This window comes from Flavobacterium algoris, assembly GCF_048158525.1.
Lineage (GTDB): Bacteria > Bacteroidota > Bacteroidia > Flavobacteriales > Flavobacteriaceae > Flavobacterium > Flavobacterium algoris.
Genome location: NZ_JBLNKT010000032.1, coordinates 24,579 through 42,005, shown reverse-complemented (window position 1 = coordinate 42,005; position 17,427 = coordinate 24,579). Strand labels below are relative to the sequence as shown.

Genomic DNA, 17,427 nt, shown 5'->3' with positions numbered 1-17,427 from the left:
ACTCAATTGGACTGCTTTCTCTTTAAAAGCTTTGTCATAAATTTTGCGCACTTGTTTCATAGGTTAAAATTAAGATTTATTTCTTAACTTTCTGTGATGGCTAAGTTAGCATGTCCAAATATCCAGTAATTGTCCTGCAGGAAATATGGACTTAATTTGATTCGTTACGCTGCTAAAATCAAAAGAAGCTATTCCATCTGTATTCGTGCCAGAGATTGCATCATCACATTGGGTATAAGCTCTTGAAAAATTCAAAGGAATTTGTGTGGTAGAGACAATAAGATTTAATTGAGCAATTCTATAACAACCATTGCTATTACTTACTCTTACATAAACTTTGTCAACACTTACAATTTGATTGGTGTAGCTTATAGTATTCGGTATCGGATTGGTATTGTTTTGTGCGTCTGTTTGGGTTTTAAAAAAAGTAATTGTTTCTGTTGCAGCGTTAGCCGTTATTTTACTAATAGCTTCTTCTAAATTAAAAACACTAAACCCATCAATATTATCATCACATTGTTTCAAATCGACAACATTAGTAATTACCGGCAAAGCCAACACTTGAATCGTAAATGAGGTTGTCGCAGAGCAAATTACATTGTCTTTATTTGTCATTTTTACATATATCGTTTCTGAAGGATTCGTATTTTGATACGCTGTTGGGATGGCAATAGGTTGAGTTAATGCTGCATCTTTAAAGTAAGAAAGCGAAAATTGGGTAGCCGATTGACCGTTTAAAATAGCTGTTTCTCTCTGTGTCAAATCGAAAATTACTCGACCGTCAGAATCTGTTCCTGCACTTGTGTTATCACAACTACTTAGGTTCGAAATATTATTTAGTGAATTGGGTAGTGGCGAATCAAACACATCTATGCTAAAACTGGTTGTGCTTTTGCAATCTCCATTACCCTTATTCGAAACTTCTGCAATAATGGTTTCTTGCTGATACGCCACTGGATTGATAAAATTGCTCGCTGTAGTAATAGCTACATTATTCATATAATCTGTAGCATTGGCAAAATAGGTTACTGCATATAAATTAGGATCTTGACCATTTAATATTGCTGTGTTTTGCGTAGTTAAATCAAAATTATATAGCCCATCATTATTAGTATCACAAATTAGCAAGTTTTGCGGTATTGTTGCAGAGGGAACTTTCGAGATTACAATGTCTTTGGTTTTAGTGGTGGAACCTGTTATGCCAGTCGCTGTTACCGAAACTGTATAAGTACCCTCCGTTGCATATTGATGCGTTGGACTTATATCAGTGGAAGAGATTCCATCTCCAAAATCCCAGTTGGCTGCTGTTATCGCTTGTATTGAATTTAATGTAAATTCTGTTGCAGCGCCAAGACATAATTTTTTGACATCAAAAAAAGCATCAAAAAACGAGGTGATAAATGGTGGTAATCCCAATAGGCGACTTGTATTATTAGCAAGCGGTTGTCCAGCTGTATCAAAACTACAACCTAAACCCAGCACATCGGGATTATTTATTACCCCTAAAGAATTTAGATTATAAGTGCAATAATAAATTTTTTTATTTGGTGCCAATTGTAAGGCTCCAATACCATAACTACCCCCGAAAATTTCTGTTTTTGAACTAGGGATGTCTATGCTCAATAAATCAAATTGTGCCAACTGATAAGAATTACCTATGGAAGAATTAAAGCTTGCATAGAGAACATTAGAATTAGTAGAAAATTCAACACCATACGCTTTAACTTCAGTAAGAATTAATTTGGGATTAAAAACAGCTCCAGTCAACGCATCAAAATCAAAGATATATACTGACCCTTTATAATTACTGTAGGGACTAGTCGCTGTATCAATTTGATCGTATGCTGCTGCTAATTTTTTACCATTTGGAGATGCTTTTAAATAGCCTATCGCATTTCTACGATACCCAAAAACAGGAACGCTTGGTGAAATAGTTGATTTTACTGGTGTACTACTGACCCCTGTTGTTGTTACTTTGAAAGCGTAAAAATTATCTGTAAATTGTGTAATGACCCAATATCCATTTCCAGAAGCATCATTTACCGCTGTTAATTTTTCAGAGCACTTATATTTTATTTCCTCACCAAGGGGATTTGTATCATAGGTAATGAGATGATTGTTTCTACTTATAATATCTCCAATACTTCCATTACTACCTATTTTGCTTATATCTACTATTGAATAATTCAACCCATTATTTAATCCATCGTCATTATCCGGTGTTTTACCGCTATCAGTGTCTATATAATTTCCAGAAAATGCATTTGGATATTTGGCAGCGTTCTCATGATGAGGCTCATCTAATGTGAAAATAAAATATAGGTTTGGATTACCTGGTTTAGGGACAATTATAGCAGATTGAGTACTAGAAATATCACCAAGCAGTCCAGTTCCATTTAAATAATTCCCATTTGGCATAACTAAATGATTCTTATCCCAAACAGTACGACCATCACTATAAAATAATAAATCTCCGTTACTATTTGCAATAGAAGCACAACCTTCGCTCGTTTTTAATTTACCATCACCTAATGAAGTAACGCTCCCATCAGGATGAAATTTAAGCCCTGCATTCTGCCCAAAATACCAAACACTCGCTTCCTGTTGGGAAAAAGCGAGTGTTACATAAAATAAAAATATAATGAAAAATTTGTATTTCATAGATATAGATAGAATTGTATATAGCTCCAATAATTGTGGCAATTGTTAATCCAATCAGACCATAAACAAGAATATTACCAAAAATGTAACCATTTATTTTTAATTGTTAAACTAATCTTCTTCGATTTTGTAATCAAAAAAAGTATATTTTGAATTTTTATCGCCCATTACTTCAACTGCAGTGAACTTTACACTACTATCAATAACTTCATATTCATAAATATCAGTAACATTATCAACATTGTGTAATTCGTAATATTTACCGTTTTCAACCCACCATTTACCGTTTTCGGTTTCTTGAGTTACTTGTCCATTTTTGTCTATTATAACGAATAATAATGTACTTGTTCCATTCTCAAATCTACATGACACCCAATATTTACTTAACCCTTTTTGCTGTTGTTCAATTTCTGAACCCTTCCAAGAACCTACTAGTTTAGGGTCATATGTTTTAGATTCTATTCCTTGTGTTTTTTGACCAAAGCTTAAACTTGTAATAAGTAATAATATAATAAATGGTATATTTTTCATATTTAAATAATTATAGTTTTTGTTCTTTTTAACTCTCCTATAGAAATCGAGCAAATTTTGCTCGATTTTTTTGTTTTATATTGGGTCAAACCATTCTTTCCTTTTAGCTACTTCTATCATATGTCCAATAGTTATTTTTGGTTTTTCAGGATATTCCATTTTTTTTAATCCAAAAAGATTTAAAAAATGCTTAAAACTTAAAGTTGGTAATGGATTAAAAAACTTATCTATATCAATATATCCTTTATCTATATTGAATTTTACAAAGAATTCCTCCATTAAAAAGAAAGCCTCGTCAGCAAAATAATTTGGTTTATTTATACTAGAATCAATTTTATTATTTTTAACAATATTGTTTTTATTGAAAAAATCTATTACTTTTTTTTCTAACTCGTCCATGCAAAAAATTAGTTACTTGTTGAATTGTAAATACCATATGCGCCTCCTGACATTTGAATTCCACCAAAAATTGGTGAATTTCTGCCTAAAAATGTCCCCCAATCTTTTGCAGGACCATATAATGTAGGTAATCTCGATACAGGCAAACTTTTAAATCCTAAAATTTTAATAAAATAAGCAGATGATTGCAACGTTTCCTTTGAAGCACCAAAACCTACTCTAAAACCAACAGATGATTTTAATACTTTTGTAAATCCCATTTTCACTAAAGTAGCGCCTTCAAGTAAGTTGATACCATCTAAAACTAAATCTGTCAAACCCATTCCAACACCATGAGAACCTATTTCAGATACAGAAAAACTGCTTACTCTCAACACAGAACCTAAAAGACCTGTTGTTGTTGCCATAGTTTCTTACCATTAACAAAAATCCTATCATCGTCGTCTCATATTCTCTCTACTGTGAATAATTTGTCTTTTTGTATTGAAAGGAATATTGTCATCTGGTTCTTCCGAATTTGTCTGATGCGCAAAATGATTCAATCCACTTACGATGAGCCCAATAACAGCCCTTGGTATGAGTATTCGCTTTTACTCAATAATTAACGGTACCTTATTAGAAACTATCTTTTCATAATAAGGAGTATAGCCTAGTTCTTGTAGAGAATCTAGTTTACTTTTAGTGATCCGTTTTTCTGTTGTTTCTTTTAGCATTTGATATTCTAATTGCAACTGATACTTTTTTCCTTTTTCTAAATCGTAATGATATGTAAAAATACCTAATTTATGACTTAAAAGGAACGGTATTTCTATATATCTTGAACTTTTCTTTTTTAAAAAAATTGCATTCTTTAGCGTAATATAATCTTTATAAAAAGCATCTGATTGAGCAATTCCTTTTTCTGTGTCCATTGTTTTTTGTACAGCGCCTTCGCCAATCATATAAATCAATTTATCATCATTATAAACAAAAGGCTTGAGTATAAAACTACTATTGGTTTTAGGATTAAAATCAGGGTAGTCATATGCTCTAGTAGTATCCAAGGTTATAAAATAGTTATTGGCTGTATTGTTTATTAGCATTATTTTTAAAACTGAATCACTAACTGCACTGAAGGGTTCCACTAAAAAGAAAACGTCTCGTTTCTTTTCTGTTTTCTTATCACAAGCTATTATTGTTAAACCTAATAACAATAAAAGCAGTATTCTTTTATTAATAACAAATTCCCCCATTATTTTACAGTATTAAATATTCTTAAATTCCTATTCATTACATCCATACTTGGAGACCCACCCCATTGTTTCTCCCAGTAATGGGCTTTGTATTCATTAAGAGCATCTGCTCTATCTACACCAAAGTTTCTAACCCATCTATCATAGACTTCTGTGTTGTAGAAAATGTAATGATTCAGTTCGTGTCCTATTGTTGAAGCTAATGTATGCCAACTACTCAGAGAGGATCTACTTATTTCTATATGACTAGCATGAGTAACTCCATTATTGGTAGTGGCAACAGTTTGTCCATAAGCAGCTTCGCCGTTTGGCGATATTATTTTATCTTTCAAAAGAAATGGTGCATCATCTGCCTGCTCCATCATGTTAGGGTACATATCTTTGGCAAAGCCTCCCAATTCGCTTTGTTCAATTTGAGCTGCACTATCTGGGTTTTTACCTAAAGAAAGTAATCTTTTATCTATATATCTATTGGTTTTAATATTATGTGCATAATGATTTAATCCACTCACAACAAGTCCTGTTACAGCTCCTTGCCAAAAATTTCCACCAGTAATGGCTGCACCAGTACCGCCAGAAACCGTACCAAAGGCAATCATGCCTGCACCACTCTCACGAATACTGCTGGCCCAACCTAACCCTTTCGCTGCACTATTACCATCCCAACTAAAAGCACTCGCTGCAATACTACTCAAAGCCCCAGCTACAAAGCTACTAAAAAACTTGCCTCCTTGTATACCAGACATCGTTCCTTGAAACGTACCGTGTGCAAGAGCTTGAAATGCAGCTTTAGCCCAAAGTTGTGTTGATGAAAATAAATTCCCTGCGGCTGTTCCTATACCAAAAGTTACTGCGGCACTTGCTGCCCCTATAAAAGTGGCTTTTGCTAAACCACCTACACTAAAGGGAACATCGGCAAGGAGTGCCGTCATGGTATAGGTTGTGGCGGCAACTAAAGCTCCTATGCCTATAGCTAATAAAACTCCAAATTCTCCACTAGGATCTGTATACATCAAAGGGTTGTTTAATACATACGCATAACGGTTGTAGTTTTGCGTGTTTTCTGGCTGTTGTATAAAGTTATCCGGCATTAAGAAAGAGCGTAAGGCGGGGTCATACAAACGACCATTCATTTGTATCAATCCTACTTCTGCTAAGTGTTCGTGGCTGGTGTAGCCACGATCCAACATCATTAATCCTGCGCTACTACCGTTAGTAGGCAATGTTATTGCCACACCGTTTTGTTCTAGTTTAGCAAGATTACCCCACGCATCAAACTGGCGACGTTCTACCGCCACACCCATATCGTCAGAGATGGCTATTATACTTCCTAGATAATCTCGATGTAGGTAGTATTTCTTATCTACAATTGCTCCTGTGGCTATAGTTTTGATTTTATCAACATATAATGGAGCGGTATACGCATCACCTCCCATATAGGTTCGTATAGTTATGGTGGCAGGTGTTTTTAGGATTTCTACAGATCCGTCATCAGTATAACTTTTGGATTTGGTATACACAGCTCCAGGCATTTGATACCCATAGGTCATGGTTTGTCGTGACAGATGCGAGTTATATACAAAAGCAGTACTGCCTTTATTACTTTCGTTAATCGAGATAGGACTTTTAAACATTGTGTAACTTACCGTTTGTTTCGGCAGGTTGGTGTAATAATTAGTCCCCTCAGTCGTTAAGGCTATCGATGTTTTTTGATAAATTCCTGTGGCTAGATTGGTGTTGTAGTTTACCGTCCCTAACTTGTTGTTATTGGTAATCCTTCCTTTAGTATCATATGTATTCGTGTCAAGAGCAGCTGTCAATGGGTTGGTCCATTGGGTTAATCGATCTAAAGTGTCATACGTAAATACCTCGTTTGTACCCAAGGCTACATTTTGGCGGTTGCTTAAGGTGCCTTTTACCGCATTAAAACTGTAGGTGTTATACAATACATTTATACTGTTTTTGGCATGTTTTTGAGAAGTAAAATAGTTATCGGTATCATAAACATTCGTAATCGCGATTCCATTACCTAAAGTTTCTGTAAGGGATTGCATTTTTTCGTTAGCCGTATTCAGTTGCCATAAAACAGTATCATTCGCATCGGTCATTTTATCCATAATACCGTTGTACGTATTGTAATTATTTTTGGTAATTACTGAGGTGCTTAATCCAGTGGTTAGTTCTTGTGTAGCATTTGTGGCAGTAGCAACCCGCCCATAAGTATCGTACGTAATACTTTTAGTTTGCGAGAAACTGGCATTACTCTCGCTGGTCGTATTTAGTCTGTGGAGCGTATCAAAACCATAGGTAAAACTATCTATCGTGGTTCCTATTGCTTTTTTACTGCTTTCGGATGTTAATTGCGCAAAAGAGTTATATAGATAATCCGTCTCATAATCGGCACCATCACCCAATATTTTTTTCTTAATCAGTTTACCATAATTGTCATAAGTATTATTTGTTGATCCTTTTGGTGTGGTTTCGTTTATTATTTGCCCAAAAGCATCGTAAGCATACGTATACGTACCAGCATTAGGATCGCTCGTTGCTGTTTTGTTTCCCCAACCGTCAATGGTTATAGCTACTTTATGTCCTTCGTAGTTAGACTCTTTGAGCTGCCCGTTGGCATAATACGTAAAGTTGATAGTACCGCCAGGATCCGAAGTTTGTGTTTTATTGCCCAAAGCATCAACAGTTGCTGTTGTCGTTTTGCCGTCATCCACACTTGTTGTGGTTAAGCCTGAATAGCTTAATGTCTGAATTCGTCCTGTAGAAGCGGTTACTTTTGTAGGGCGTTGTAAATAGTCGTACTCGTAAGAAATCCATTTGCTTGGAGCAGAAAAATAGGGTTCACTTTCCTTCAGTTTTCTGCCTAACGCATCATAAACCACCTGTTTAGAGATTAAAGAATTGACTGCAAAACCTTTGGTGGTATTAATAACTGTTCTTCCTAAAACATCGTATTGCGTGATTGATTTGGCGTTATCACCCACCGTGTTTTGACTGGTAGTGGTATAACCCCCATCGGCTAATTTAGCATAGGTAATGGTGGTAACCAATGGTGTTGTCGATACATTTGTAGTTGTGGTTTGGGTGAGTTTGCCCCAATTGTCAAAAACAAAATCGCTAACCACACCTAAATAATTGGTCGATTTTGTTACTTGTCCAAGCGTGTTGTAGATAAAGCTCGTGACAAATCCCTGATGATCTGTTTTCTTAATCACAAAACGTTTGGTAGTATCGTACTCATCTGTAATGGTTCTTGCTGCAATAAGAGTTGGGGCAGCAGGAGCTGATACGGTTTTGGTTAGTAAATTCCCAGTGGTATCATAGGTCATATCCTCTACGATGGCATAGGTGTTATTGCCTGTTTTCTCCGTTTTGGTTAAGTTTGTTCCTGTATACGTATAGATTTCGCCAGAGGTACGGGTATCACCTGTATATATTAAAGTAGAAGTATTTGTTGACTTCGGTCTTCCTATATAGTAAGCAGTTCCCACACCTGTTGGATTATTGTCATATACGCTGGTTGTAGTAGTTGTGCCTTGTACTGTCGTTCCGCTATATTGTTTGGCAACGCTTAAGGTTTGCAAACCATAATAATTGGCAGAAGTAACTGTACCATCATAAGTAAACGTATTTTCTGATTTTATACCTGTAATGGCATCTATTGTAGTTTGTGAACTAAGCAATACATTATAAACCTTTGTCGTAGGATTAGTATAGGTCGCAAAAATATTTGTTTTTGTACTCAACAGGTTATCTGGTATAGTAGCAAATACCGTTGCAGGATTCGTATTAGACCAGGTTATTGTATTGGCTCCTCTGAGACTGGTGTCATTGTATTGTGTAGTCCATATTTTAGCGTCAGAAGGCGATAAATACCAACTGCTTCTTGCCGTTCTGCTAAAACCAACTGTTCCATAATTAAAATTAGAAATATAACTTCTGTACTTAAAGTCCTGAAACTTGGAAACGCCATTTATGGTAGCTGTGAGTTTTGAAACTAAATAACTAGCCGTGTTTCTGATGATTTCAATATCAGGATACGTTGCGGTATTACTCGAAGAATAAAAATCAGTTGAATAGTTACCAAGTCCAGCATCTCCAGAAACCATTGCTGAATAATCAATGGTTTGTTTGATGTTTCCACTGGATTCAGTTACTGATTTTAGTCTGTTATCAGTATCTACATCTTTATTGAATTGATAATATTCAATTTTGTTGTAATGGCCTCGTACAATGACCAATTCTGTATTCGCTCCTTGATATTTATAATTGGAAGATATAGGAATCGGGATGTCCGGAGAACCAGAGTCAAATATTCCTGAATCATAGGTTTGAGTAAAAGCAGATCCTATAATTTTACCAATATTGTTGGTAAAAGCGGTTACTTGCCATTGTGTGTTGTGATCATTGATTGTCCATGCCGGTTTATAATATTTTCTCCATACCCTAACTAAATCCGATTTTCCATCACCATTGATGTCCATGGCATAATAACTACTAAAGTGGGTTTGGGTTGAGTAATAGGTTCCAGTATTAGGCCAATATTCAACAATATTTTGACTTTCTTTAACAAATAAGTCACCGCCGGTAGGTTTTGGATTACTGTAATACGTATGCCACAAGGTATTATTAATCCCTCCCTCAGTATCAGGCAGCATCAAATCGGTCTTACCGTCGCCATTATAGTCACCAAAAAGTATTTGTTTAGTACTTGAGTACTTGTCTAATATACCTGAACCAATTAATTCTAATTGAACCCAAGGAGATACATTAAGTTGTTTAAAACTTAGTATTTTATAAGCTTTTGTATCAAATCTAACTATTAAAATATCTGATTTACCATCTCCATTAAAATCAGCTACATATTCTTTTTGTTGACCAAAATCGATGTCATTAAAAAAAATAGTATTTAATCCTAAATCCACAAATCCTTTACCACCTAAAATACTACTTGAGCTGGGATTTAAATCCGCTAGATAATACTTCATACCTCCACCATTTGAAACGACCTGTGCATTACAAGTTGCGTAGGCCCAAAAGCCCATTCCATCTTCATAATTTGTTGTTTCCAGTATGTAATGAGGATTTCCATCTTCACTTCTAATTAAGACTTCACTAACACCATCACCATTAAAATCTCCCTCAATATATAAATTTTTTTTTATGTTATTTAAAATTGCTATATTGTCACAATCTCGTGTATCTTGATAACTTGAATAATCACAGGAATAGCATTCTGGCGTGTATTGTGAACTAGAAGTATACTCCGTTGTGAAACTATTATTCATTGAGAAATTTCTAGAATAATTGTAAGTAACTCCGGCAGTATCTTTATTATATATTTTAAATTCTGTGTTATTTGCAGTATCATTTACCAAAACTATTGATGAATTTTGATTAAGTTTATTATTTAAAATTGTTGTAGCTGTGAACATTTTTTTATTGGCAGAAGAAAATGGCAAGTTGATGGGAGTATTTCCACTACTCCCATTAAATAAATTTGTAAACAGCTGGTCATTAGCTACAAAATCTAGTCTTCCGTCTCCATCAAAATCTCCAGCTAAATCAGTGTTATTAAAATTGAGGTTATTGGTATAGGTTTTCTCTGTTCTTGTCGTTGTTGTGGATGTACTATTATATTCAAAAAGAACTGGGTTTGAAGCCTCATTTTGAGCATTAAATTCCTGTACTTGTGAGATGCGTTCATACCCTAAACTAGTATCTTCTATTTGAGAAAGCTGGTATTTTCTGAATAAAACATTGTTTGCCAGTACTTGTATATTGTCAAGAATTTTTGTTGCATAAACTGGTGCCCCTTTTATATAATCTCTTTCTATGCGTTTAGCATCTCTATAATTAAATACAATTTTATTCTGAGAAGCTATTCCAACTACTTGATTGGCACTAAATGTAATATAATTTATGTACAGTTGATTTGTACTGTTATATACTATATTGGTATAATTATATTCAATATTATTGCCATTAGTATCTTCAAATCGCACTATAAACCATGCATTTGTAGATGTTGCATTTTGGTAAGTACCTGAACCTTTAGAACCATACCAAGTTCTAGATCCATCAGGACTCGTAACAATAAAGAAAGTAGAAGCACCACCATTTTCAATCTTTAATTCAATTTTGGTGTTGCTTTTGTATTCCGTTTCATAAGTAGATCCATCAGCCAAGTATGTACCAGTTTTTAATAATAATCGCTGTCCGTCGAGAGCTAATTTGTCATCTGAATCAAAATCGACTCCATCCACAAAACCATCTATATCTCTTCTAGTGGCCATCCGGCTAATAGTAGAAATGCTATTAATATTCCAGCCTTGCCCTGCTATCCCGCCTCTAACACCACTACTGTATGTGAGGTTTATTACAGGGGCTACATTTTTTATGCTTGGGGGCATAGCGATCGGTAAATTGTATGTTGCTGTACCTGAGCTAGAGATTTGTAGCTCGCCTTTTGTGTCGGTAAAATTTTGTGCAGCAATTAAATGAGTAGCAAAAATGGCTAGTAATAGGTAATATTGTTTCATAACTTGATATTTTTTATTGGTCATATGTATTAGCAGATCACTACTGGTGTTTGCTTCAAAATTCCGTTATGCTTATTTTATATAAATAACTTTATTGCTTGATAATTTTAATAGATTTTTGTTCACCATTACTGTAGAATAATACAACAGCATAAACTCCCCTAGGATAATTTGCGAAAGGGATATTTTGTCTATTACTTTTATTCATATTTTGAAATGACTGTAATAATTGTCCACTTAAAGAATAAACTTGAATTGATGTAACCGTATTATTATTTACTAGGTCCCAAGCAAGATACAGTTCTTCTTTAACAGGATTGGGATAATAAGAAATTTGATCTGAAACATCACTTTTTATTAAATCCTCTTTCGTTATTTTTTTTACATCTATAGCCTTTTTGCCCGTCTGACAATTGATGCACAACTCTCTATTAATTTGATTTCCTGCAGTATCATAACTAAAAAGAATTTTGTTTTGAGCTGTAGCTAAAACAGAAGATCCCAATAGCATGAATAATATAAAATGTTTCATGATTTTTATTTTTAAATTATTGTGTTATGGATATTATTAATGGTTTTTACTATTGTTAGTACAGAGAGCGTAGCTAGGAATGTTTTTTTTCAAGTTCAGGTTATTAAATAAGAATTATATAATCTTTTTGGCATCGCATTAAATTTTATAAAAATATTCTGGCAATTATAGAGTAATTTATTAGCACCCACAATACCCACTTTTGGTGATATTTAACATATTTTTATGAAATAATTGTAATGATAAAGATTGAAAAAAGAATGATATTTTGTGTAGTCTGTATATTTTTGTGACCTAGCATTTTGCTCACGCTTTCGATAGGAATTCCATTTGCAAACGTCACGGATGTTACAAATGTTTGGTGGAAAATGTGAAAATTTATCACTTTTGCATATGTTATATTTCTACCTGCTACTGTTTTATTTTTTCATTAAAATGCCTTTTAATTGCCTGAATTATGCTGTTTATTCTAAATTTATTATAACTAGTGAAAATTCTAATTAGTCTTTTTTATAATTTTATCATTGTTGAGGTTTGACATTTTGTTTCGTAAAACCATCATATCCTCACTCACTTTTTTATCCAATATTTTAGCATAGTGTTGTGTGGTTCTTATGTTTTTATGCCCTAACATTTTGCTTACGCTTTCTATGGAGACGCCATTTGTAAGTGTTACAGTGGTTGCAAAAGTATGTCGGGCAATGTGGAAGGTTAAATCTTTTTTAATGCTGCAAACATCCGCTATTTCCTTCAAGTAGCTATTCATTTTTTGATTGCTTAAAACGGGTAATAGTTTGTCTTCATTTATGCATTGTGGATGATTGGCATATTTCAGAATTAATTCTTCTGGAATAGGGAGGAGGGGGATTCTTGAGGCTGTTTCTGTTTTTTGTCGATGGGTGAATATCCATTTTCCGCCATCAATACCCATACTGATGTTTGATACGGTTAAGTTTTTGACATCGATGTAAGCCAAACCTGTAAAGCAGCTGAAAACGAAAATATCTTTTACCTGGTTCAGTCTTTCGGTTGCAAATACTTTAGAATATATGTCCTGAACTTCTTCTTGTGTTAGATAATCTCTTTCGACTTCACGAATTTTTGATTTATAGTTTGCAAATGGATCTTTATCTAACCACCCATTTGAAATACAGATTTTGATTATTTTCTTGAAATTCTTGATGTATTTTACGGCGGTGTTATTGGCGCATTTACGAACACTTCTCAAATAGAATTCATATTCTGTTATGAAAGAATGGTCAATATCTTTAATGTCGATATCAGAAACGGAATATTTCCATTGTAGAAATTCAATCGTATGTTTCATGGATGTTTTATAACGCTCTAATGTTCCTGGAGCAAATTCCTGGCCTACTAGAATTTCTATTTTGTTATTATGCTCTTGGAAAATGGGAACTAACATTCTGGCTCTTTGCTCAACTCCAATAACCTTATTTTTGATTGTATCAATATTAACTGGAGTGTTATTATGGATTAATTCTTTTTGAGCATCATAGACTTTGCCTTTTAGAATATCAAGGTAACTATTAATTGAACGCGCTTCCTCTGATTGTCCCTTCATTTTATTAGCTTCTGATGACCATTTGCTAGGTTCAATAAAACGATTGGCACTTATTTCAAATCGTTTGCCATCTACAGTAATTCTGGAATAGATTGGAACTTGTCCATTAGAGTTGGGTTTTGTTCTCTTGATGTAATAGAGAATGGAGATTTTGTTTTGCATTGTGTGGTGACTTTAAGTTAATACTAAATTTATTGTTTAAGATTAGTTTTTACAAGATGTTCATTAGCTGAACACCTTGCTATACAAGTCTTTTCGATAAATTCGGTGTCTGTAAAATGACAATTTTTAGAGACACCGATAAAGACACTTTAGTTATGCGATTATTTGAATAATCTGGAATGGTATAAAAGCGAAAAACCCACTAAATCGTACGATTTAGTGGGTTTTGATAAAGATTGTTTAACAATCCGCGGAGAAAGAGGGATTCGAACCCCCGGACCTGTTACAGTCAACAGTTTTCAAGACTGCCGCATTCGACCGCTCTGCCATTTCTCCAGTATGTCACTTTCATTACCTGATTGCGAGTGCAAATATAAGAACCTTTTTTGGTTATGCAAATCTATTTTTATAAAAAAAGCATCTATTTTAATGACTATTTTTTAAATGTTTCATTTTCTATACTTTAGAAGAAAATTATTTTTATAAAAATTTAATAAATAGGTTTAATACTTTACATATTCGGTTATTTCCAATCCATATCCAATCATACCGACACGTTTAGTACCCTCTGTATTGGAAACTAATCTAATTTTTGAGATATCAATATCATGTAATATTTGTGCGCCAATTCCAAAATCTTTACTATCGATAACGATTTTAGGAGCTTTCATTTCTCCTGTCTCTTGTAGTGATTTAAGCTCAGCAAGACGACTCAATAAATTAATAGATTGCATGTCTTGGTTGATAAAAATAAAGGCTCCTTTACCGTGTTCATTAATAACCTTAAACATGTCGTCAAGTTGTTGGTCAACATTATTGGTTAAGGTTCCCAATAAGTCATTATTAACTTGCGAGGAATGAATTCTGGTTAAAATAGGATCTCCTAAATTCCAAGTCCCTTTTGTTAAAGCAATATGAATTTGTTTGTTAGTTGTTTGTTGGTAAGCACGTAGTCTGAATGTACCAAAACGCGTCTCAATATCAAAATCTTCTTTTTTAACAATCAAGCTGTCGTGTTGCATACGGTATGCCACTAAATCTTCGATAGAAACTAATTTTAAATCGAATTTTTTAGCCACTTTTACTAATTGTGGTAAACGCGCCATCGAACCATCTTCATTCATGATTTCTACAATCACCCCAGCTGATTTAAAGCCTGCCAATCGTGCAAAATCTATTGCAGCTTCAGTATGTCCAGTTCTTCGTAATACTCCCCCTTGTTTAGCGATAAGAGGGAATATATGCCCTGGTCGTGCTAAATCATGTGGTTTAGTTTTTGAATCTACAAGCGATAAAATAGTTTTGGCTCTGTCGGCTGCTGATATTCCAGTCGTAACCCCATTTCCTCTTAAATCTACTGAAACTGTAAAAGCAGTTTCCATAGGATCTGTATTGTTGCTCACCATTACATGTAGTCCTAATTCTTTACAACGGCTTTCTGTCAATGGAGCGCATATTAATCCACGACCGTGGGTAGCCATGAAATTAATCATCTCAGGAGTTACTTTTTCTGCTGCAGCCAAAAAATCACCTTCATTTTCTCTATCTTCATCATCAACCACAATAATAATTTTTCCTTGTCGGATATCTTCAATTGCTTCTTCTATTGTATTGAGGTGTATTTTATTTGTAACCATGAGTGTTGTTTAATTTTGTGATGGGAATATTTTTTGAAATATTTTTTGAAATGGAGCTAAAATAACATCCATATTAATTAATCCGATATCATTTGTGGCTCTGTAAGACAAAAGTATAGCTAATGGGGTTAGGATGATTGATGACATCCAGGCTCCCAGAAATGGTGTCAAGCCATCTTCTTGTGAAATTCTTTTACCAAAAGTATTTATAAAGTGGAATGTTATGAAAATTAAAACGGCAAAAATTATAGGAAGTCCAAGTCCACCTTTTCGAATAATTGCGCCTAAAGGAGCTCCTATAAAAAACATCAAAAAACAAGCAAATGCTATGACAAATTTGTCATAAAATGCAAGCACATGATTATTAATGTTTTTTCGTTTATTTTTAAATTCGGTATTACTGGCATCAATAGAATATTTAGTACTCGCTAAGTTGCTAATAGCGAGATCTAATATTTTTGATTTTTGATCATTGTTATATAATGAAAGAATGTTATTGGGTAGTTTTTTTGTTTTTTTAAGAGGCTGTATTTTATTGTCTTTAGGAATGGCTATTCGCTGATTCATGTTTTCAGAAAAAGAAATAACATCTGTTTTTAAGTTTTTATGCAGTGAATCCAATGTGTAATTTAATTCACTTACCGTAAGCATAGTGTTGGTGTTAGCAATGCTTTGATCATTTACATCCACTTTATTCAATTTTGATAAATCAATATTGATAACGTATTTTTTAAATGAACTTTTTGCAAATGGCATTTTGCTCCTGTCTTCAAATTTTTTAGGAACGATATCTTCATAATAGTAGCCATCATTCAGTACCAATTGCAGAATACTGGATTTATCGTTGCTTATCAATACCCCGTTTTTAGCTTTGATAACCGTTTTGCTGCCATCACCAAGATTTGATTTTTTGTGGATTGTGATTCCGGTAAGAAAATTTCCGTTTTCTCCGGATTTTTTATTCACTTTTATATTATAAAATCCCACATTACTAAACTGTCCTTCAGCAATTGCCAAAGCAGGCTTAGCTTGCGCTATATTTTTTCTAAAATTGATAAATTTAAATTCAGCAAAAGGAATCACATTATTTGCAAAAAAAAACGCAATAATACTCAATAAAAGAATGAAAATAGTTAAGCTTTTCATCGCTCTTTTTAAAGAAACCCCCGCCGATTTCATGGCTGCCAATTCATAATTTTCAGATAAATCCCCAAAAGTCATTATCGAAGCCAATAAAACAGAAAGCGGTAAAACCAAAGGAATGATTCGAGGCATCGAAAAGCCCAGAAACTTGATAACCATTAGTAAATCTAAATCTTTACCTGCTAATTCGGATATAAATAACCAAACAGTTTGAAGTATGAAAATAAAGAATAGTATTACAAAAACCGTAGTAAATGTAGTGAGGAATGTTTTTAATAAGTATTTGTCAAGAATTTTCACCTAAAATTAATCTAATTTATTGATGTAGTAATTTGGATATTTACTTTCGGTAAAGGTAAATTGATTTTTTGACAAAGGTTGGTTGGTTTTAAAAGAATTAACTGTTAAAGTGGTTTTTGTGCCTTTTTTACCCATTTCAATCAAATTGTAGATGTGTTTAGTCTGTACATCAATACCTAATAATATTTCTTTTCTCTGATCTTTTGCATTAGTAGGAACCAATTTAATATACTGAATTTTTCTTCCTTTAACATCCTGCAACATATCCATATTGTATTTATAACCGGTGTTGAAAAAAGTCAATAATTTTGATGGAGTAATGGCATTATCATCTTTATCATTTACTTTAGAAATAGTAATTTCTTCATCTTCAGGAACAATAGTATAGGTCTTTTTACCATCAAAAATTTTGGTAACTCCCATGAAATTTAATACAAATTGATTGCCTTTCATTGTTACATTCCCTTTGCTATCTTGATTGATATTTTCTTTGGTATTATTCAAAGAATATTTAAAATCAATTACAATATTGTCATAACTTCTCACTTTTGCAGTAACTTGATCCAAGAGATCTTTTGCTTTTTTATCTTGGGCTTGTATTGAAAAACTAAAAAGTAATAAAGCGGTAATTTGAAAAAATATTTTGCTTATTCTTTTTATATTATTTTTTTTTAATGCTTGAATCTTTGATTTCATG

At 33.6% G+C, this 17,427-nt stretch carries 11 protein-coding genes and 1 tRNA gene; all 12 read right to left on the bottom strand.

Annotated elements, in window-relative coordinates:
• Positions 1–105 precede the first annotated feature (105 nt).
• Positions 106–2,661, bottom strand: a complete 2,556-nt coding sequence (locus tag ACM55I_RS14035; protein WP_416847483.1) for a PKD domain-containing protein — start codon at positions 2,659–2,661, stop codon at positions 106–108.
• 111 nt (positions 2,662–2,772) lie between these two features.
• Complete coding sequence (locus tag ACM55I_RS14030; protein WP_416847482.1) at positions 2,773–3,192, bottom strand: hypothetical protein; 420 nt, start codon at positions 3,190–3,192, stop codon at positions 2,773–2,775.
• 75 nt (positions 3,193–3,267) lie between these two features.
• Positions 3,268–3,591, bottom strand: a complete 324-nt coding sequence (locus ACM55I_RS14025) for a DUF1493 family protein (protein ID WP_416847481.1) — start codon at positions 3,589–3,591, stop codon at positions 3,268–3,270.
• 8 nt (positions 3,592–3,599) lie between these two features.
• The gene (locus tag ACM55I_RS14020; RefSeq protein WP_416847480.1) at positions 3,600–3,998 is read right to left on the bottom strand and encodes a hypothetical protein; all 399 of its coding nucleotides are present in this window, start codon (positions 3,996–3,998) and stop codon (positions 3,600–3,602) included.
• A 183-nt stretch (positions 3,999–4,181) separates the two neighbouring features.
• Positions 4,182–4,823 (bottom strand): hypothetical protein, encoded by a 642-nt coding sequence (locus tag ACM55I_RS14015; protein ID WP_416847479.1) that lies wholly within the window; start codon positions 4,821–4,823, stop codon positions 4,182–4,184.
• Positions 4,823–11,374: an RHS repeat-associated core domain-containing protein gene (locus ACM55I_RS14010; RefSeq protein ID WP_416847478.1), complete on the bottom strand. Its 6,552-nt coding sequence runs from the start codon at positions 11,372–11,374 to the stop codon at positions 4,823–4,825. Before ACM55I_RS14010 ends, ACM55I_RS14015 begins: the two co-directional genes overlap by 1 nt.
• Positions 11,375–11,465: 91 nt before the next feature.
• Positions 11,466–11,906, bottom strand: a complete 441-nt coding sequence (locus ACM55I_RS14005; protein ID WP_416847477.1) for a T9SS type A sorting domain-containing protein — start codon at positions 11,904–11,906, stop codon at positions 11,466–11,468.
• A gap of 496 nt (positions 11,907–12,402) precedes the next feature.
• Positions 12,403–13,650 carry a site-specific integrase gene (locus ACM55I_RS14000; protein WP_416847476.1) on the bottom strand — a complete coding sequence of 416 codons (1,248 nt, stop codon included), beginning with the start codon at positions 13,648–13,650 and terminating at the stop codon, positions 12,403–12,405.
• 251 nt (positions 13,651–13,901) lie between these two features.
• Positions 13,902–13,986 (bottom strand) — tRNA-Ser (locus tag ACM55I_RS13995).
• A gap of 167 nt (positions 13,987–14,153) precedes the next feature.
• The gene (gene ribB, locus ACM55I_RS13990; protein ID WP_039107827.1) at positions 14,154–15,287 is read right to left on the bottom strand and encodes a 3,4-dihydroxy-2-butanone-4-phosphate synthase; all 1,134 of its coding nucleotides are present in this window, start codon (positions 15,285–15,287) and stop codon (positions 14,154–14,156) included.
• A gap of 9 nt (positions 15,288–15,296) precedes the next feature.
• The gene (locus tag ACM55I_RS13985) at positions 15,297–16,730 is read right to left on the bottom strand and encodes an LptF/LptG family permease (RefSeq protein WP_416847475.1); all 1,434 of its coding nucleotides are present in this window, start codon (positions 16,728–16,730) and stop codon (positions 15,297–15,299) included.
• A 6-nt stretch (positions 16,731–16,736) separates the two neighbouring features.
• The gene (gene lolA1, locus ACM55I_RS13980) at positions 16,737–17,426 is read right to left on the bottom strand and encodes an outer membrane lipoprotein periplasmic chaperone LolA1 (protein ID WP_416847474.1); all 690 of its coding nucleotides are present in this window, start codon (positions 17,424–17,426) and stop codon (positions 16,737–16,739) included.
• Position 17,427 lies beyond the last annotated feature (1 nt).